Annotated in this window: 13 protein-coding genes; 6 read left to right on the top strand and 7 right to left on the bottom strand. The window is 73.5% G+C overall.

Annotation, left to right across the window (positions count from 1 at the left end; genetic code table 11):
• Positions 1-59 precede the first annotated feature (59 nt).
• Positions 60-2,417, top strand: coding sequence for an FAD-dependent monooxygenase (locus ABZX96_RS28885; protein WP_355550035.1), 2,358 nt, complete (start codon positions 60-62; stop codon positions 2,415-2,417).
• Positions 2,418-2,707: 290 nt separating this feature from the next.
• On the opposite strand, the gene ABZX96_RS28890 is transcribed toward ABZX96_RS28885, so the two are convergent.
• Both ABZX96_RS28890 and ABZX96_RS28895 read right to left on the bottom strand, forming a co-directional pair.
• Positions 2,708-3,325, bottom strand: a complete 618-nt coding sequence (locus ABZX96_RS28890) for a ScbR family autoregulator-binding transcription factor (RefSeq protein ID WP_355550037.1) — start codon at positions 3,323-3,325, stop codon at positions 2,708-2,710.
• A gap of 590 nt (positions 3,326-3,915) precedes the next feature.
• Entirely contained in the window at positions 3,916-4,728 is an 813-nt protein-coding gene (locus ABZX96_RS28895) for a helix-turn-helix domain-containing protein (protein WP_355550039.1), read from the bottom strand.
• Positions 4,729-5,194: 466 nt separating this feature from the next.
• Between ABZX96_RS28895 and ABZX96_RS28900 the strand changes: the two genes are divergently transcribed.
• The gene (locus tag ABZX96_RS28900; protein WP_355550041.1) at positions 5,195-5,959 is read left to right on the top strand and encodes an HAD family hydrolase; all 765 of its coding nucleotides are present in this window, start codon (positions 5,195-5,197) and stop codon (positions 5,957-5,959) included.
• 168 nt (positions 5,960-6,127) lie between these two features.
• Here ABZX96_RS28900 and ABZX96_RS28905 read toward each other — a convergent pair whose 3' ends face one another.
• The 5 genes from ABZX96_RS28905 to ABZX96_RS28925 all read right to left on the bottom strand — a co-directional run bounded on the left by ABZX96_RS28905 (position 6,128) and on the right by ABZX96_RS28925 (position 12,936).
• Positions 6,128-6,331, bottom strand: a complete 204-nt coding sequence (locus tag ABZX96_RS28905; protein WP_355550081.1) for a PaaX family transcriptional regulator C-terminal domain-containing protein — start codon at positions 6,329-6,331, stop codon at positions 6,128-6,130.
• Positions 6,332-6,437: 106 nt separating this feature from the next.
• Positions 6,438-6,875 (bottom strand): hypothetical protein, encoded by a 438-nt coding sequence (locus ABZX96_RS28910; RefSeq protein WP_355550043.1) that lies wholly within the window; start codon positions 6,873-6,875, stop codon positions 6,438-6,440.
• Positions 6,876-7,184: 309 nt separating this feature from the next.
• Positions 7,185-8,246, bottom strand: a complete 1,062-nt coding sequence (locus tag ABZX96_RS28915; protein ID WP_355550045.1) for an alkene reductase — start codon at positions 8,244-8,246, stop codon at positions 7,185-7,187.
• A gap of 306 nt (positions 8,247-8,552) precedes the next feature.
• A complete protein-coding gene (locus ABZX96_RS28920; RefSeq protein WP_355550047.1) occupies positions 8,553-11,183 on the bottom strand; it encodes a LuxR family transcriptional regulator in 2,631 nt (876 codons plus the stop codon).
• Positions 11,184-11,310: 127 nt separating this feature from the next.
• Positions 11,311-12,936 (bottom strand): AMP-binding protein, encoded by a 1,626-nt coding sequence (locus tag ABZX96_RS28925; protein ID WP_355550049.1) that lies wholly within the window; start codon positions 12,934-12,936, stop codon positions 11,311-11,313.
• Positions 12,937-13,208: 272 nt separating this feature from the next.
• Here ABZX96_RS28925 and ABZX96_RS28930 point away from each other — a divergent pair, with 272 nt between their 5' ends.
• The 4 genes from ABZX96_RS28930 (at position 13,209) to ABZX96_RS28945 (ending at position 19,354) form a co-directional block, all read left to right on the top strand.
• Positions 13,209-14,354 (top strand): acyl-CoA dehydrogenase family protein, encoded by a 1,146-nt coding sequence (locus ABZX96_RS28930; protein WP_355550051.1) that lies wholly within the window; start codon positions 13,209-13,211, stop codon positions 14,352-14,354.
• Between the two features lie 527 nt (positions 14,355-14,881).
• Entirely contained in the window at positions 14,882-16,258 is a 1,377-nt protein-coding gene (locus ABZX96_RS28935; protein WP_355550053.1) for a hypothetical protein, read from the top strand.
• Positions 16,259-16,686: 428 nt separating this feature from the next.
• On the top strand, positions 16,687-17,121 hold the full coding sequence (locus ABZX96_RS28940) for a hypothetical protein (RefSeq protein WP_355550055.1): 435 nt from the start codon (positions 16,687-16,689) through the stop codon (positions 17,119-17,121).
• 751 nt (positions 17,122-17,872) lie between these two features.
• Positions 17,873-19,354: an AarF/UbiB family protein gene (locus tag ABZX96_RS28945; protein ID WP_355550057.1), complete on the top strand. Its 1,482-nt coding sequence runs from the start codon at positions 17,873-17,875 to the stop codon at positions 19,352-19,354.
• Positions 19,355-19,407 lie beyond the last annotated feature (53 nt).

Genomic DNA, 19,407 nt, shown 5'->3' on the forward strand with positions numbered 1-19,407 from the left:
ACAGGACTGTCAGCCCTGATGGCAGGAAAAGAAGCCTCGGTGGCAGGGGAAACAGCCCCGTGACCGGGCGACCGCTGAAGGTGGCCGTCATCGGGGGCGGACCGGGCGGCCTGTACGCCGCGGCCCTCCTCAAACGCCGCGACCCGGCGCGCGAGGTCACCGTGTGGGAGCGCAACGCCTCCGACGTCACCTTCGGGTTCGGCGTCGTCCTCTCCGACGAGACGCTGGGCGGCATCGAGCACGCCGACCCGGTCGTCTACCGCGCCCTCCAGGCGGAATTCGTCCGCTGGGACGCCATCGACATCGTCCACCGGGGGCGCACCCTCACCTCGCACGGCCACGGCTTCGCCGCCCTCGGCCGCCACCGGCTGCTGCACGTCCTGCACCGGCGGTGCCGCGCCCTCGGCGTCCGGCTGCTCTTCCGGACGCCGGCCCCGCCCGCGGCCGTCCTCGCGGCCACACACGACCTGGTGATCGCCGCGGACGGGGTGCACAGTGCCACCCGCACCGCACACGCCGACGTCTTCCGCCCGCACCTGACCGCCCACCGCTGCCGCTACATCTGGCTGGGCGGCGACGTCCCCCTGGACGCCTTCCGGTTCGAGATCGCCGAGACGGAGACCGGGGTCGTCCAGATGCACGCCTATCCGTATGCGCGGGCCGGGGCGGGTGGCAGGATCGGCCCGGACGGGGGAGGCGGAGGGGCCCGTCCGGACGGCGGTGACGGTGATGCCGCCACCGTCATCGTCGAGACGCGCGAAGAGGTCTGGCGGAGGGCCGGGCTGGACCGCATGGACGAGCGGGAGTCGGCGCAGTGGTGCGGCAAGCTGTTCGCCGAGGGGCTGCACGGCAGGCCGCTGCGCGCCAACCGGGCCGGCTGGAACGACTTCCGCACGGTCGTCAACGAGCGCTGGTGGCACGGCCGCACGGTGCTGATCGGGGACGCCGCGCACACCGCGCACTTCTCCATCGGCTCCGGCACCAAGCTCGCCGTCGAGGACGCGCTGGCGCTCGCAGCCTGCCTGGAGGAGCGCGCCACGCTGCCGGAGGCGCTGGCCGCCTACGAGGCCGAGCGGCGCCCCGTCGTCGCCTCCACGCAGCGGGCCGCGCGCGCCAGCCTGGAGTGGTTCGAGGACCTGGCCGCGTACGTCGACCAGCCGCCCCGCCGGTTCGCCTTCAACCTGCTCACCCGCAGCCGCCGGGTCACCCACGCCAACCTGCGGCTGCGCGACCGGGCGTTCGTGGCCGCGGTGGAGCGCGAGAGCGGCGTCCCAGAGGGCACCCCGCCGATGTTCACGCCCTTCCGGTTGCGCGGCCTGACCCTGCGCAACCGGGTCGTGGTCTCCCCGATGGACATGTACAGCGCCCGGGACGGCGACGGCACGCCCGGCGACTTCCACCTCGTCCACCTGGGTGCCCGCGCGCTGGGCGGCGCAGGGCTGGTCATGACGGAGATGGTGTGCGTCAGCGCGGAGGGACGCATCACGCCGGGCTGCACCGGCATGTACGCGGACGGGCACGAGGCGGCCTGGCACCGGGTGACCGACTTCGTGCACGCCTGCGCGCCGGGCACTGCCATCGGCGTCCAGCTCGGCCACTCCGGCCGCAAGGGTTCGACCCGCCTGATGTGGGAGGGCATCGACCAGCCGCTGCCCACGGGCAACTGGCCCGTCGTGGCCCCCTCCGCGCTTCCCTATCGCCCTGGTGTCAACCAGGTGCCGCACGCCCTGACGGTGGCCGGGCTGGTGACCGTCCGCGAGCAGTTCGTCCGCGCCGCGCGGGCCGCCGCCCGGGCCGGCTTCGATCTCCTGGAGCTGCACTGCGCGCACGGCTACCTGCTCTCCGGCTTCCTGTCCCCGCTGACCAACCACCGCACCGACGGGTACGGCGGGGACCTGGCCGGGCGGCTGCGCTACCCGCTGGAGGTCTTCGACGCGGTGCGCGCCGTCTGGCCGTCCGACCGGCCGATGACGGTACGGATCTCCGCGACCGACTGGCATTCGGGGGGCACCACGCCCGAGGACGCGCTCGGCATCGCCCGCGCGTTCGCGGCGCACGGCGCGGACGCGCTGGACGTGTCCACGGGGCAGGTGGTGCCCGACGAGGCCCCGGCGTACGGGCGCTCGTACCAGACGCCGTTCGCCGACCGCATCCGCAACCTCGTCGGCGTCCCGGTCATCGCGGTCGGTGCGATCTCCTCCTGGGACGACGTGAACGCGCTGGTCCTGGCGGGCCGCGCCGACCTGTGCGCGCTGGGCCGTCCGCACCTGTACGACCCGCAGTGGACGCTGCACGCCGCGGCCGAGCAGGGATACGCCGGGCCGGGTGCCCCCTGGCCGCTGCCGTACCAGGCCGGCAGCCGGACCCCGCCGACGGGACGGACGGACGCGCCGAAGCCGCGGCTGCGGTGGGGGTGAGGAGGGGGAGCGGGTGGCAGCAGGGCAGATGGCACCCGTTCGCCTCTTGAGGGCGTCTCTTCGGATGCGGCTCCTCCGAGGTGGCCCGTTGGAGATGCGGCTCCTTGGGGACGGTTGTCCGCGCGGGCCGGTCCCTGGGGCGACGCATGGCTCGAATTGCTCGAACAGGTGATCCTATTTAGGGCTTCCTTTGCTCCCGCACAAGCCAACCAGTCCGTTTTCTCGTCCTGAATCGTCTCCTCGGGGGCGGGGAGACGCTGACGACGGTCCCGGCGGACACGGACCGTCTCTCAGGCGGCCGGCTGCGGGGCCCGGCCCTGCGGGTCGAGGTGGCTCAGTGCGCCGGGTGTGGCCAGCCCGGGCAGGATGTGCTTCCACAGGGAGGTCACGCGCTCGGGCAGGTCCGTGCGATTGCTGGCGGCGAGCGAGAACAGCTGGACGCCCATGTAGGACGCGACGAAGAACTCCGCCGCCCGCACCGGCGAGACCCAGGGAAGCAGTTCCCCCGTCTCGCGGGCCTCGCCGAACAGTGTGACCATCGTGTCGATCCACGCCTGGTAGGGGACCAGGGGCTCGTCGGTGAAGGTCGTCTCCACCGCGATGCGCATACCGGCCTGGAGCAGGACGTCCTCCCGCACCTCCACGGCGACCCGGTGCGTGAAGTCGATGGCGTCCTGGAGCCGGGAGTCGGTCACGCGAGGGACGCAGGGCTCGACCTGTTCGGCGACCACCGCGCGCGCCAGTGCCTCTTTGGACGGGAAGTGGAAGTACAGCGCCCCCTTGGTGACGCCCGCGTGCTGGATGATCTCGGCCATCGTGGCGGCCTCGTACCCCCGGGTGCCGATGACCCGGGCGGCCGCTTCCAGAATGGCGCGCCGGGTACGTACCGCGCGTTCCTGCTTGACCACCGGTCGTCCTCCGTATGTGCGGATGAGGGGCGCTGAGAGCGGGGGTTGACGGACCGACAGGCCCGGATGGGCAGTCTATTTTCGGGCCGGTAAAAAATCCAACCACGCGGTATCGAAAGGGAGTTGATGTGCGGCGAGTGGCTGGAGGGAGGCGGAGGGCGGGACCGAACGGGGGGATTGTTTTCGGTCGACGTCGTGCCGGCCGCCGGGCGCTGTGCGGGGTGGGAGGCGCGGTGCCGGTACGGGCACCGGGGTGGCACCGAGGCGTGGGCCGGGAAGGCCGGTGGGGGCCGCGGGAAAGAGCCGGAGGCGGGGCCGCGGGAAGAGGGCCGGACGGCGGGCCACGGGGGCGGGCCACGGGCGCGAGCGCGCGGTGCGGGCCGGACGGGGGTGGCGCGACCGCGGGGGCCGGGGCGGGCCGGGCCGGTGGCGGGGGTGTGCCGTGCGGGGGGATGTACGGGGTGAAGCGGGAGAGGGGAGCGGGTGCCGGACCCGTGGGAGCGGGCCCTGGAGGGGGAGCCGGAGTGTGGTCCGCTCCGTGACGTGCCTCTCGGGTGAGGAGGCCCGCCGGCGGCGGACGGGGAGGCAGGTCAGCCGGCCGGTGTCCGGGGGGTGCGCGAACCGGCGGGTCCGGCCTCGTCACGGGCCGGATTGGTGCGGTCCGGGTCGGAGTGCACGGGGGCGGGGCGGCGCGGGCCGTGGAGGCTCGCCGCGGGCGCCTGGGGGGCGGCGGTCGCCGGGGCGTCGGCGGGCCGGTCCGCGCACCGGGTTTCGCCGGTACGCGCCGTGTCAGGGGCGGGCAGGAGCTGGCTCCATATGTCCGTCACCTGGTCCTTGCACCACCAGGCGCGGTCGTCGTGGCCGAGGTGCAGCAGCCCGGTGACGAGCGTGGTCAGTAACTGGGCGGTGCGCCGGGCGTCGGCCGTCTGCTCCGCCGACATCGGGCCGGTCCGCCGGTCGGCGGTGGCCTTCTCCAGGAACAGCGCGTACCAGCGCTTTTCGAGGCCCGCGTCCTCCAGCCCCGGCGCGGTCTCGGGGCGCATCTGCAGCCCCGCGCGCAGGACGACGTCGGAGTCGACCCGGCTCAGGAGGGCGATGGCGAAGTCCCGGGCGGCGCACCGCACGGGCTGGAGGGAGCGGGCGAGGTCCGCCTCCAACTCCCGCAGGATGCCCAGCGCTTCCTCGCGCACCGCGAGGGTCAGCTCCTCCTTGGACGCGAAGTGGAAGTACAGTGCGCCCTTGCTCAGGCGGGCGCGTCTGCTGATGTCCACCATCCCGGATGCCGGAACGCCTTTCTCGATAAAGGCCTGTGCGGCGGCGCGGATGAGTGCGCGGCGACTTTGAATGGCTCGGTGCTGAATCGGCAACGTTACGTCCCGTCTCTGGTCCGACTGAGAAAGCACCGGAGTCTACTCTACAAAACCAACCATACGGTCCGAAAAGAGGGAAGGTGGCTGAGTCGTGGCGACGGTGAGGGGCGAACGGTGTGCCGGTTGGGATCCCGGAGGTTCAGGAATGTATAAGTCAACGGTTGTTGGGATAGGTCACCAATAGGTGGCGGTGCGCCAGTGAGTGGGGCGTGGACTTCCAAGTCGCGGTGAGTCGGCCATGGGCTTACGGCGCGTGACCCGGTACATTGACAAACAGCGCAGACGGTTTTTAAATCTGCGGAGGCGAGTACCGGGAAGTGTTTCTTCCAGCGATGCCGCCTCGACGGCCGCACGCCGCTCCTGCACAGTGGCGTGCCACGGCGAGTCCGCCGCTTCCACCACAAGCGCCTTCCGCACGGCTTTCCGCGGGCGAAGGCGTACAGACCCCGACGGACCCGTAGATCCCCTATATCCAGAGGAAATCGGAAGGTGTCGAGCAATGCGTGAATCACTGGGAGCCGGCGCGCGTCTGGGAGGTGCCGGGCGGGGACCCGGCGGTGAAACCATCAAGGCGGCCGTCTTCGACCTGGACGGCACGCTCGCCGACACCGGTCCGGCCATCAGCCGCCTCCTGGTCAAAGTGGCCGCGGAACACGGCCGCACGGTGACGCCCCGGCAGGCCGCCGCCGCCATGAAGAGACCACCCGGAACGGTCTTCGGCCACCTCTTGGGAATACCCGAGGACCACGCCACCGTTGTCGCCGCCATCGGACGCTACCGGGAACTCTTTTCCACCGAAGTGCTGCGGGAAGGGCCGCAGTTGCTTTTCCCCGGAGTGTCGGCCGGGCTCTCCGCGTTGCGCGCCCACGGCATCGAACTGGCGGTGGCCACCTCCAAGCCGTGCCGGGGCGCCGAAGCGCTGCTCGACGTCATGGGCATCCGCGACCTGCTCGGTCCCGTCATTTGCCACGACATGGTCCGGCGCGGCAAACCCCACCCGGAAATGGTGCTGCGCGCGGCGGCCGAACTGGGTGTCTCCCCTTGGGAGAGTGCCTACGTGGGCGACACGGTCGAGGACATGCGGATGGCCGTCACCGCCCGTATGGAACCGGTCGCCGTCACCTATGGGGTGGGCCGCTTCGGCGAGTTGGCCGCGGTCGCCGGGACCCGGATGTGTTCCTCGTTCAAGGACGTGGTGTCCACCATCGCCGCCGCCCGGCCGCGCCCAATGGCCTGCGTCGGCGTGCACTCCCGGAGGCGCTGAGGCGACCACACCGTTCCCGTGGTGGTCCCGATTCGTTCCCGGTCCCTTTCCCTTGTGGTCGCGGTCCCTTTCCCCGATGGTTGTGGCCCGTTTCCTTCCTGCCCTGGCACTGTTCGCGGAGATCCGTCGGTTTCCGTTCGGCAACGGCCCGCACCGCCACGCATGTCGTCACACCGCTTCGTCCCGCCCCCGCGTGTGATGCCACCCGGCCACCACCTCGTACGCGAACCGGGCCGTCGCCGCGCGCAGCATGGCGTGCGACCGATAGAAGACCTCCGCGGCGCGGGCGCCCGGCCGCCTCTCGGGGAGGAGCGGCGCGGGCAGGACCGGGTCGGCGTACGGAAACCGCCACCAGACGTCCGCAGTCGGCAGTCATCGCGGTAGGCCGTCTCAGGCGGCGCGGTGCGGCGGCCGGGCCGGCGGTGCGGTACTGGCTCCCAGGAGCCGACGAAGGCCCGGTACCGGGCGGCGACGGCCTCTAGGTCCCACCAGCGCGCGACCGCCTCGGCGGTCGGCAGGAAACCGGTGTGCTCGCCGGTGAAAAGGCGACGTACCTGGTGGGGTCCGGCCGGTCCAGCGTGTGCCGGGTCTCGTTGTGGAGGTGCGCCGGGGCGATCCACACGCCGGGCGCGGCGGTGCCGAAGCCCAGCGGGGCCGACTGGGTGCGGAGGAGGTGGCGCCTGTGGCGCTCCTCCTCGGGGAACGAGAAGACGGTTGGCAGCCACCGGTCGGCGGAACGGGCGGCCGGCCGGCCGTGGAGGCGCCGGGCACCGTCGTCCGGGAGGCGGCGTGCCGCGTCGGGGAGCGCGTAACCGGCCGCGCCACCGTGCGTACGGGCCGGTACGAGCAGCCCGCGGCGCTTGAGACGGGAGACCGCCGACGATACTGCCGACCAGTACCGGGCTCTCCTGGGCACCGGTACCGGCCGGTTCGCCGCGCCTGTGGGGGCCGGGGAAGGTGACGATGAGGGAGCGCGGGGCGGGCCTCGGTGAGTGGTCGGTCACCGTGACCGGCCTCCGAGTCGCCGGACATCGGAACGACTGCCGGGAACCTGTCGGAGCCTGTGCCGGTCCCGGCCGCTCCCGGTCGGGCCGCCCGGTCGCGGGCGACGACGTGGGACGGCGGCCCGGCCCGGGCCGTCGGCGAGCGTATGCGGCGGCACCCGGCTCGGGACCGTGCGCTCCGTGTGCCATCGGGGCGCACGGCCGCGCCGCCGGGCCCCGGGTCACAGGCTCGGGTAGTCCGTGTACCCCCGGTGGTCCCCGCCGTAGAAGGTCGCGCGCTGGGCCTCGTTGTACGGGCCGTCGGCCTGGATGCGCTCCGGCAGGTCGGGGTTGGCCAGCCACAGGGAGCCCAGGCTGATCACGTCGGCGAGCCCGTCCTCCAGGGCGGCGGTGGCGTCCTCGACGGTCGCGGTGCCCTGGGCCGTCGGATGCGGGTTGAGGATCAGCCTCCCGGGCCACTCGGCGCGCACCAGACGGGTCAGGTCCCGGGTGCCCATCTCCAGGACGTGCACGTACGCCAAGGGCTGCCCGGCCAGGGCGCGCAGCAGCGCGGTGTACAACTCGGGGCTGTCGCTCTCGGTCACGCCGTTCATCGCGATGCCCGGCGAGACCCGCAGGCCGACCCGCTCCGGGCCGATGGTGTCACTCACGGCCCGGACGACCTCGACGGCGAAACGGATGCGGCCGGCCACGGATCCGCCGTAGGCGTCGGTGCGCTGGTTGCTGCCATCCGCCATGAACTGCTGGATCAGGTAGCCGTTGGCACCGTGCAGTTCCACGCCGTCGAACCCGGCCGCGACGGCGTTGCGGGCGGCGGTGGCGAAGTCCTCGATGGTGCGGCTGATGTCGTCCAGCGTCATGGCGCGCGGCGTGGGGTGGTCCAGCATCCCGTCCGGGGTGTAGAGCTGCTCGCCGGAGGCGAGGGCCGAGGGGGCCTCCGGCAGTGCACCGTCCGGGTACAGGGAGGGGTGGCCGACGCGTCCGGTGTGCATCAGCTGGGCGAAGATCCGTCCGCCCTTCCCGTGCACCGCGTCGGTCACCCGCCGCCAGGCCGCGACCTGTTCGGCGGAGTGCAGCCCGGGCGTCTGGATGTAGCCCTGGCCTATGACGCTGGGCTGGACGCCTTCGGTGATGATCAGGCCCGCGCCGGCGCGCTGGGCGTAGTACTCGGCCGTCAGCTCGGTGACCAGCCCGCCGTAGGCGCGGCTGCGCGTCATCGGGGCCATGGCGAGACGGTTGGGCAGGTCCAGCTTGCCGACCGTGACGGTTTCGAACAGCTTCATGTCCGGCCTCCGGGGAGTTCGTGTGGGTGGCGCCGGCTCGGTGCCGGGGCTGGTCCTGAACGTACGGAGGGGGCTACTGGGGGCGCATCCGTGGACTTACGGGAGGAGGGGGCGATGGGGACGGGGGGTGTACGGGGGCGGGGTGGCGTACGGACGGAGGACGGTGACGTACGGGGACGGAGCGGCGGTTCACGTACGGAGGGACGGTGGCGTTCGGACAGGGGCGGGCCGGGCAGCGCGCGGAAACTGCCAACACTCGGCAACTCGGGGGCTCCCCGGCACCTCGGGCCTCCCAGAGCCCCCGCCCTACAGCCCGGGCACCTCCGCCAGTTCGCGGCGCGAGCGGACGCCCAGCTTCGGGTACGCCTTGTACAGGTGGTACTCCACGGTGCGGGTGCTCAGGAAGAGCTGGGAGGCGATGTCCCGGTTGGCCACCCCGGCCGCCGCCAGCCGGGCGATCTGGAGCTCCTGGGCGGTGAGCCGGTCCACGGCGTCGGCCGCGCGGCCCCCGGTGACCTGTTCGCCGGTGGCGCGGAGTTCGGTACGGGCCCGCTCCGCCCAAGGGGCTGCCCCGAGTCGTTCGAACGCCTCCAGGGCGGATTTCAGCAGCGGCCGGGCGTCCGTACGCCGCCGCTGCCGACGCAGCCACGCGCCGTGGACGAGTGCGCTGCGGGCCCGCTCGAACGGGCGGCCCTCGTGCTGCCGCACCGCCTCGGCCAGCGGTTCCTCGGCACCCTCGGCGAGCCCGCGCCCGCGCAGGGCCACCGCGCGGGCCCACGGGTGGCCGGCCGCCCGCGCCCAGGACGTGAGGCGGGCCAGCGGCTCGTCGGCGGGCAGCCCGGCCCGTACGGCGGCCTCGACCAGGTCCGCCCCCAGGAGCGCGGCGACCGCCGGGTAGCCGAGCGGCCCTTCGGCGGCCCGGTGGAGTTCGCGCACGGCGTCCTCGTACCGGCCCTGGCCGAGCGCCAGCAGCCCCAGCGCGCAGGCGGCCTCGGCCGGGCGGGCCCCGGCTGCCAGCTCACGGCAGCGCGGCTCGTCGCCCTCGATGGCGGCCAGGCGGGCGCGGACGCCGGCGAGCGGGGCGACGAGGTGGTCCAGGCCGGTGCTGCGGGCCAGGTCCAGTGCCTCGTCCGCGGTGCGCGCGGCGTCCCGGTGCAGCCCGGCGGCCGATTCGGCGCGGGCGAGCTGGTGCAGCACCTTGGGGAGGGCGACGATCACGCCGTCCGCCCGGCACAGCGCGATCTCGGCGCGGGCGAGGTCGAGCGCCGCCTCGTCGTTCCCCGTCAGCAACGCGGCCTCCAGGGCGGCCAGCCGGGGGTGGGGCTCGGGCGACGGCCGGTCCCGCTGCTCGGCGACGAGGGCGGCGAGCGGCCCGAACGCCTCCCCGTACCGGCCCTCGACCAGCCGTACCAGCGCCCGCGGCACGTTGACCGCCGCGGGCCCGCCCCGCGCCTCCAGCACGTCGTGCAGCTCGCCGGCCCGGCGCAGGGCGGCGAGGTCCCCGCCGGCCCACGCCCCGGCCGCGGCGTAGTTCAGCAGCAGGGAACGGCGGGACGGCGCGGCGGACGGCACGTGGTCCAGCAGGAGGCGTCCGGCGCCCGGCAGCGTGCCGGGCCGCAACTCGGTCTCCGCCTGCGCCCGGACGAAGGCCACCTCCGCCAGGGCCTCGGGGGCGTCGAGCCGTTGGGCGGCGCGTTCGGTGAGGTCCAGCGCGTGGTCGGCGCGGCCGGCGCGCAGCGCGGCCCGGGCGCCCGCGGTCAGCCGGTCGCCCTGCCGCACCGGGTCCGGGCTGAGCCGCGCCGACTGCTCGTAGGCGGTGGCGGACGCCTCGTACGCGGCGCGCCGCCAGGCGTCGGCTGCCACCGCCGCCAGCTCGTCCGCAGTCCCCTCGTCGGGGCCGGACGCCACGACGGTGCGGTGACGGGCCCGTACGTACGGGTCCTCGGCCGCCTCTGCCAGCGCGGCGTGCACCGCCAGCCGGCGTGCCAATGGGGCGGCCTGGTAGGCGGCCGATCGGGCCAGCGGGTGGCGGAAACGTACCGTGTCCCCGAGCACCGTGACCAGATCCGCCGCCTCGGCCGGAGCCAGGTCGCCGACCGTGCCGCCCAGCGCCTCGGCCGCGCGGGCGACGGCGGGCAGCGCGCCGGCCGCGGCGGCTGCCACCGTCAGCACCACACGGGTGCGTTCCGGCAGCGCGGCGATCCGGTGCCGGTACTCGGCCGTCACCCGCTCGCCCACCGGGAGCGGTGTGAACGGGGTGGGGCCGGGGCGCAGTTCCCGTAGGGCACACGGGTTGCCTTCGGCGGCCTCCAGGATGGCGTCCCGATCGGCCGGTGTCAGGTCGTGCCCCCGCTCGGCCAGTACCCGCCGTTGCGCGGCGCCGTCCAGCGGACCCAGCGGCAACTCGGGCAGGCCGCGGGCGGCGAACCCGTCCCGCGCGGCGAACACCATGACCACCGGGTCGGCACCGAGCCGGCGGGCCGCGAACAGCAGCGCGTCCCCGGAGGCGCGGTCCAGCCAGTGCGCGTCGTCGATCAGGCACAGCAACGGCCCCGCGCCCGCGAGCAGGTTGAGGACGGCCAGCCCGATCAGGAACCGGTCCGGGGACGGCGCCGCCCGCGGAGCGGCCCCGGCCCGCCCGAGCGCGAGGTCCAGCGCCCGCGCCTGCGCCCCGGGCAGCGGCGGGGAATCCGGGAGCGCCCGCGTCAGCAGGTCCACCGCGGCGTACGGCATGTCCTGCTCGGCCTCGGCGCCACCGGCCCGGACCACCCGCAGGGGCTCGGGCCCGGACGCGGCGAACTCCGCCGCCCGGTCCAGCAGCGCGGACTTGCCGATGCCGGCCGCGCCCCGCAGGACCAGCACGCTCCCGCGCCCCGCCCGGCCCTCGTCCACCAGGCGGGCGAGCTGGTCCAGTTCCGTGTCCCTGCCATGAATCATGGGGTGACGGTAACCGAAGGGGTGTGCGGGCCGGGTGGGGGTGCGGGACGGGAGGAGGTGCAGGCGTGATCCGGCTCGTTGCCGATCCGGCCTGCTCGTTTCCCCACTCGGTGCCGCTCGGCCCCGTTTACTTTGTCTCGGTCGTGTGCTCCGTCTCGTTCGTGCGCAGCCGGAAGCGCTGGAGCTTGCCGGTCGGGGTCCGCGGGAGGGCGTCGTGGAAGACGATCTCGCGCGGGCACTTGTACGGGGCGATGCGCGCCTTGGTGAACGCGCGCAGCGCGGCGGCGGTGCCGGGGCCGGGTGGTGCGCTCTGGTGCAGCACCACATGAGCGACCACCACCTGACCGCGTTCGGGGTCCGCCCGGCCGACCACCGCGACCTCGGCCACGTCGGGGTGGTGGACGAGCGCGTCCTCGACCTCCGGGCCCGCGATGTTGTAGCCGGCCGAGACGATCATGTCGTCCGCGCGGGCGACGAACCGGAAGTAGCCCTCGGCGTCGCGCACATAAGTGTCGCCGGTGACGTTCCAGCCATCGCGGACGTACTCCGTCTGCCGGGGATCGGCCAGGTAGCGGCAGCCGGTGGGACCGCGCACCGCGAGCAGCCCCGGCTCGCCGTCCGGCACCGGACGCCCGGCGCCGTCGATCACCCGCGCCTCGTACCCCGGCACGGGCAGCCCGGTGGTACCCGGGCGGATCGCGTCGTCCGCCGCGGAGATGAAGATGTGCAGCAGTTCCGTGGCGCCGATGCCGTTGATGATTCGTAACCCGGTGGCCTCGTGCCAGGACTGCCACGTGGCAGCCGGCAGGTTCTCCCCGGCCGACACGCAGCGCCGTAACGAGGACAGGTCGTGCGCGCCGAGCGCCGGCAGCATCGCGCGGTAGGCGGTCGGGGCGGTGAACAGCACCGATATGCGGTGGCGCGGGATGTCCTCCAGGAGACGGGCGGGGCCGCCCCAGTCGGCGAGGTAGGCCGCCGCCCCGGCGCGCAGCGGGAAGACGACGAGCCCGCCGAGACCGAAGGTGAAGCCGAGCGGCGGGCTGCCCGCGAACACGTCGTCCGGGCGCGGACGCAGCACCCGGGCGGAGAAGGTGTCGGCGATGGCCAGAACGTCGCGGTGGAAGTGCATGCAGCCCTTGGGGCGGCCGGTGGTGCCCGAGGTGAAGGCGATCAGCGCCACGTCGTCGGCGGAGGTGGCCACGGCCGGGTACGGGTCCGGGTGGCGTGCGGCCGGCCACTGGAGGTCGTCGGGGGTGTCGCCGCCGTACGGCGTGATCCGCAGTCCCGGCACGTCCGCCCGCGTCAGGTCGTCGGTGAAGCGGTGGTCGCACAGTGCGTGGCGGACGCGGGCCAGGGAGCAGATGGTGGCCAGTTCGCCGGGGCGGTGCGAGGCCAGGACGGTGACCGCGATCGCGCCCGCCTTCATCACCGCGAGCCAGGCGGCGGCGAGGTACGGGGTGGTGGGGCCGCGCAGCAGCACCCGTTGGCCGGGCAGCACGCCGAGGTCGCGGGTGAGCGCGTGCGCGATCCGGTCCACTCGTTCGCGCAGGGTGCCGTACGACCACACGGCACCGGAGGCGTCGAACAGCGCGGGCCGGTCCGGGCCCAGCCGCTCGACGGTGCGGTCCAGCAGTTCGGCTCCGCAGTTGAGCCGGGCCGGGTAGCCGAGGTCGGTCAGGCGCGGCCACTGGTCCGGGGGCGGCAGGTGATCGCGGGCGAAGGTGTCGGTGTGCGCCGAAGGCCGGAGTTCCATGAGGGCCCCCTTGCGCCGGGGGAGCCGCGGCGTGCGGCCGGAAGAGGGTGGTGGAGCGGCCCGAGGAGGGCGGGGGACTGCCGTACGGCCTTTCGCCAGCGTAACGTGACCGTGATGGCAGTCAACACAGCGCAACGAAACTGCCAAGTGCCTTGGCGGACCGTCGCTTTGACGTCCACCGACCGCTTCCGTGCGGCACCGCACGCTGACGGGGACCGCACCGCCACTCGCCGATCGGATTCGGACACAGCGACGAACCGAAGGAGCCACCCGTGACCGCCTTCGCTCTGGCAGCACAGGAGCGGGAGTGGTGCGCGCGGGTGCGTGCGCTGGCGGTCGAGAGGCTGGTGCCGCTGGCGGAGCGCGGCGCGCCGGGACGGGTCAACCGCCCCCTGGTGGCGGCCCTGGGCGAACTGGGACTGCTGGCCAGGGTGTTCCCGGAGGGCGGGCCGGTGCGGGTGCTGGACCTCTGCCTGTTGCGAGAGACGCTGGCCCAGGTGTCCACCGACGCCGAGACCGCGCTCGCCCTCCAGGGCCTGGGCGCGTGCCCGGTGTTCTGGTCCGGGAGCGCGGCGCAGCGCGCGCGGTGGATGCCGGAGGTGGTGGCCGGGCGGGCGGTCGCGGCCTTCGCGCTCAGCGAGCCGGACGCCGGGTCGGACGCCGCCGCGCTCTCCCTGGCCGCCGAGCCGGACGGCCGTGCCCCGGACGGGAGTCCCCGGTGGCGGCTGACGGGGGAGAAGTGCTGGATCTCCAACGCGCCCGGGGCCGACTTCGCGACCGTCTTCGCCCGCACGGGCGGCGCTCCCGGTTCTCGCGGCGTCACCGCCTTCCTCGTCCCCGCGGACCGGCCGGGGCTGACCGGCGCGCCGCTGGAGATGATCGGCCCGCACCCGGTCGGCACCCTGGTCTTCGACGGGGTGCCGGTCACCCGGGACGACGTCCTGGGGGAGGTGGACCGCGGCTTCGGGCTCGCGATGCGCACCCTGAACCTCTTCCGGCCGAGCGTGGGCGCGTTCGCGGTGGGCATGGCGCAGGCGGCACTGGACGCCGCGCTGGCGCACGCCGCCTCCCGCACCGCGTTCGGGGGGCCGCTCAAGGACCTGCAGAGCGTGTCCCACCAACTCGCCGAGATGGCCACCCGTACCGAGGCCGCCCGTCTGCTCGTCTACGCGGCGGCCACGGCGTACGACACGGGAGCGGCGGACGCCGTCCGGCGCGCCGCCATGGCCAAGCTGTTCGCGACCGAGGCGGCGCAGTACGTCGTGGACGCGGCCGTCCAGATCCACGGCGCCCGAGCGCTGCGCCGGGGGCACCTGCTGGAGCACCTGTACCGGGAGGTGCGCGCCCCGCGCATCTACGAAGGTGCGACGGAGGTCCAGCGCACGATTATCGCCAAGGAGCTGTATCGGGAGGCGTGACGGCGGGGGCGGGCGGTTCCTGCCATCCCGTGCGTGCGGACGTCCCACACCTGCCACTTCCGAGTGCGCGGGCCGGTGTGCCGGGAGACGTGACGGTGAGGGGTGCGAGCGCATCCCGCCACTCCGCCACGTGCGGACGCCCCACACCTGCCGCTTCGGAGCACGCGGACCGCTGCGTACGGGCTGATGACCACAACAGTCGCTTTCCGACCACAGTAAAGTCACTTTAAGTCACCTACATTGGCGCAAGGTGACGTTAGTGGGCTCGAACGGGGCACTTTATGGAGTGCGGGGCGGCCGATCACCACGGAGCGGACAACCCCGGCGCGGAACGGCCCGTGCGCGCCCCGGAGCAACGGGCGGGGCCGACCGCACCGCCGCCGGAACACCCCCGCCGGTCACCGTCCCGGTGCCGCGACCGACCACCGCGGCACCGCCTTCTGCGTGCCCGCGGAGGCGCCGCGCACCGGGCCCGCGCCGCCGTACCGGCCGCCCGACCACCGCACTCGACCCGGGGAGTCGCATGTATGAACGACCGTCGCGCAGACAACGAGTCCCTGAGGGCGCTGCTGGCCGCCGCCGACTGGACGTACGAGGCGCTCGCCCGCGCCGTCAACACCCTCGGCGCGGAGAACGGCCTGCGCCTGCACTACGACCGCACCTCGGTCGCCCACTGGCTGGCCGGTTCCGTGCCCCGGCCGCAGGCCAGGGACGTGCTCGCCGAGGCGCTCACCCGCCGGTTGGGCCGCCCGGTGACACTCGCCGATCTCGGCATGGCGGACCGGGCGGCGCACCCGCCCGGCACCGGCCCGCCGGATCCGGCCGCCGGGCGGGAACCGCACGCGCTGGCCCGGCTGCTGACCCTGTGCGAGATGGACGCCGATCCCGCGCGGCGGACCGCGGTCCAGCAGGCCGTCTACACCGCCGAAGGACTGGACGTCGCCCCGTGGCGCCCGGACCGCGGTGCCCCAGCCACCGGTGCGACCGGAGCCGGGGCACGGGAGGCCGCGGAGCTCCGCACGGCCGTGGCGTTCTTCGACCGGGCCGGCGACCTCGGCGGGCGCTATGCCCGTACCGCCCTGATCGCCTACCTGCACGACGACGTCGTCCCCCGCTTGCACGCCGCCCTCGGGAGCGGCGGCATACCCCCGGTGCTGTTGACGGAGAGCGCCCGGCTCACGTGCGTGCTGGCCCGCATGTACGTGGACGACGCCAAGAACGGCGCGGCGCAGCACTACCACCGCGTGGCCCTCCAACTGGCCGCCGAGGCCGGTGACCGTGCGGCGTACGCCGTCGTGCTGCGCGGCATGGGGGCGCACGCCCTGGATCTCGGACACAGCCGGGCGGCGCTGCGGCTGTGCGAGGCGGCGGCGCGGACCGTGCCGGTCGGCGGGCCCGACCGCGTCCGGGCGTACCTGTTGTCGGGGGTGGCGCTCGCGCGTGCGGCGGAGGGGCGTTCCCGGCACGCCACCGAAGCGCTGGACGACGCCGAGCGGTACTGCCTGCGGGCCTGCGCCGCCGCACCGGAGGAGCGGGACCCCCTGTGTGATTACTCCTGGGCCTCCTTCCTGCGCGCCAAGGGGCGGACGCTGGCTCTGCTGGGGGACCGGCCCACGGCGATCGCCGCGCTGCGGCTGTCCCTGGACCACCGTCCGGCCTCCGCGCACCGTTCCCGCGCGCACACCCACGCGGAGCTGGCCAGGCTGCTGCTGCGTGGCGGCCTGGTGGACGAGGCCGGGGCCGGCTGGCACGGCTTCCTCGACGAGTACGCGCACCTGCGGTCCGGCCGGGCCGACCACGCTTTGGCCGAGTTGCGCCGGACGCTGCGCGTCCACTCGGGGCGGCCCGCCATGCGCGCGCTGCTCCGCCGCGCGGCCGAGGCCGCACGGCACGCCTCGGGGTGAGTGGCAGGAAAGGGCGGGTCCGGCCAGGGCCTGGCACATAAAGGCCGGGCAGTTTCGGCGGTGTGGCAGTTTCACGGGCGTGGCGGTTTCAGGGGCGTGGCGGTTTCGGGCCGGGCAGGTACGGGGCTGTGGCAGTTTCGGGCCGGCCCGTCGAGTCGGGGTGTGGCGGCTCGGGGTGAACTTCTTTCTCCCGACGTGGCATTCGGCTGCCGAAGGTTGCCCGGGCGGATGCCTTCCGTGGTCCGTTCCGGCCCGTACAACACGTTCAACATGTCGGGCCCCGAGCGACGGAGTGCACGGCCGCTCGCGGGCGCATGCATCAAGTGACACCCGTTCCGGTCCGGAAACGTTCGTTCCCGGCGCACGGCGAGGCCCGATCCGGGCCGGAGGGCGCAAGCCGATTTCCCACGACGCCAGGAGGGCGACTCATGTCAGATGACCGCCGCACCAATATCAGCAATTTTCTCAATAAAGTCGTCGAGGCCAGTGAGGACTTTCTCGACGGAGTTCTGGCCAAGGCCGGGGATGTCGAAAGCGATATCCGCGACACCATCACCAAGCCGTTCGACAACAAGGAGGGCCGCGCCGGCGGATCCGGAGGCCGGCGCGCCGCCCGGCAGGGAGGTGGCGCGGACCGGGCCGCCGGGGAAGGCGCCGGCGATCACGACCCGGAACAGGGCAAGCAGCAGGGGCAGGACCAGCAGCAGGGTCAGGCGGCGGAGCAGGGCCAGGCCCAGGGGCAGGAGCAGGGCCAGGGATCAGGCCAGGGCAACGGGAAGGATTCCGGCATCGACCAGTTGCGGAAGGACCTCGCCGCGCTGGCCGAGCGCCTGCAGCAGTTCAGCGCACCCGGCGGGCAGTGAGCGGGCCGGTCCGGCGCGCCCATGTTCGCGTCCGCCAGACCGGTTCCCGCGGCTGTGCGGTTCCTCCGGCACGGCCCCCCGTTTGCCCGCTCGCGCCCCCGACGACGCCGGGTTCCCGTCCCTCTTCCCGGGCGCCGATGTCGGACCTCCGCGTCATCGGTCCCGACGCCGGCCCGCGGCCGGTCCCGACGCCGGCGCACCCTGACGCGAAGACAACCCGGTACGAGGCGTGCACGCGAGGTGGCCTTCAATGCCGGACACGGGGCCGATCCCGGCACTTGGTGCGAGGTGAAGCTCGGCGCCTGGTGCCGCGCGATTCCCGGAACCCGGTGCGAGGTGAGTACCGGCGTCCGACGCGAGGGGAATGGGCGCGTTCCGTCGGCTGCTGCATGTCGCATGTCACATGTCACATGTCGCATGGCACATGGTTTGTGTGACATGGCACACTCCGACGCGCTGACGCACTATCGCATTCCGCTGGTTCGTCGAACGTCACCGGCTCGTTGAGCACCGTCGATTCGTCGTGCCGCGAGGGTTCGACGCACTGCGCCGGCCGGCCTCGCCGCATTCCCCGTTTCCTGTTCCCCGCTCTCCGTTTCCCGTTCCCCGCTCCCCGTTTTTCCGTTCTCCGCTCCCCAGCCTCACCGATTCGCCGCGTTCCGCGTACCCGTTGTGTTCTGCCGTTTGGTCGTCGTGTTTTCGCCGAGGGGAAGTGCCCATGGGCAGCGGACGCGCTCGTATGGTCGGACGTGTGCTGGCAGGGCTGGCCGGCCGGGAGGCGTCCGTCGTCCTGCGCCCGCGCGGTGCGGCCGACGGTGACCGGCGGGAAGGCGCGGTGCGCCGTGCGCGCAGTGTGCGGGAGGCGCTGGAGAGCCTCGGGCCGTTCTACATCAAGGTCGGGCAGATGCTGGCCACCCGCCCCGACATCGTCCCGCAGACCATGATCGACGAGTTCGAGAAGCTGCAGGACAAGGTGAGCGAATTGCCGTTCCGGGCCTTGGAGCCCGTGTTGGCGGACGAGTTGGGGCCCGGCTGGCGGCGGGGTTTCCGGGAGATCGACACCGACCGGCCGTTGGGCACCGCTTCCTTGTCCCAGGTCTACCGCGGCGTGCTGTCGGACGGGCAGCCCGTCGCGGTCAAGATCCAACGGCCGGGTGTGCGCGCGGTGATGGAGGAGGACATGGCGCTGCTGCGCAAGCTCTCCCGCTTCGCCGCGCGCCGGGCGCCCCGTTTCAACGAGGTGGTGGACATCGAGGCGATGCTCGGCGTCGTCTTCGATGCGATGCTGCCCGAGCTGGACTTCGTCCTGGAGGCCCGCAACATGGAGCGGGCGCGGAAGGTCGCCGACGGCTTCAAGCACATCGCCGTCCCGGAGGTGCTGACCGCCCGGCCGCGCGTCCTGGTGCAGTCCCTGGCGCCGGGGCGACCGATCCGGGAGGCCGACCCCACCGCGTTCGACGTCGAGGAGCGCAAGGCGATCGGCCGTGACCTGCTCGCCTTCATGTACCGCGGATACTTCCTGGAACGCACCTTTCACGCCGATCCGCATCCGGGGAACGTCTTCGTCTCGCCCGGCGAGAAGGCGACGCTCATCGACTGGGGGATGGTCGGCCGGATCGACCGTCCCATGAGCGGCAGCATCCTGCTGACGCTGCTCAACCTGGCGATGAACGACGGCGCCGGCACCGCGCGGGCCTGGATCGACATGGGCGGGGTGACCTCGCGGGCACGGGTGTCGGCCTTCGCCGAGGACATGGCCGGGCTCGTCCCCCGGGTCGCCACCGCCTCGCTGGAGGACCTGAATTTCGGTGTCACCCTGACCGCCGTATTGCAGTACTCCACCCGGCGCGGCATCCGGACCAGTCCGATGGTGTCCATGCTGGGTAAATCCTTCGCCAATATCGAGGGATCGATCCGGAATCTGTGCCCGGAACTGTCGCTCACCGAAGTGTTCTCCGAGGAGCTTTCGCACATCGTGCTGGAACTCTTGCGGGAAGCGTTCTCCTCGGAACAGGTCATGCGTACGGCGCTGGAGGTCGTCGCCGGCGGTACCACCGCGGCACAGCAGCTCCGCGGAGCTGCCCGCGACCTGGTCAACCGGGATTTCGCCGTTCAAGTGGCGGTGCAGGAAACCGGCCGGGGTGGCCTCGGGGGCATCCGGCTCGGAGCCAGGGAAGTGCTGTTCGCGCTGGCCGGAGCGGCGTGGTGGCAGCGCCGGACCCGCCGGGCGTGAGGCTCCGGAGGGCGGTGTCCAGAAGCCGTCCACCGTTTTCGCGCGGAATTCCG

Origin of the sequence: Streptomyces sp. NPDC003077 (assembly GCF_040611095.1) — a bacterium.
Lineage (GTDB): Bacteria > Actinomycetota > Actinomycetes > Streptomycetales > Streptomycetaceae > Streptomyces.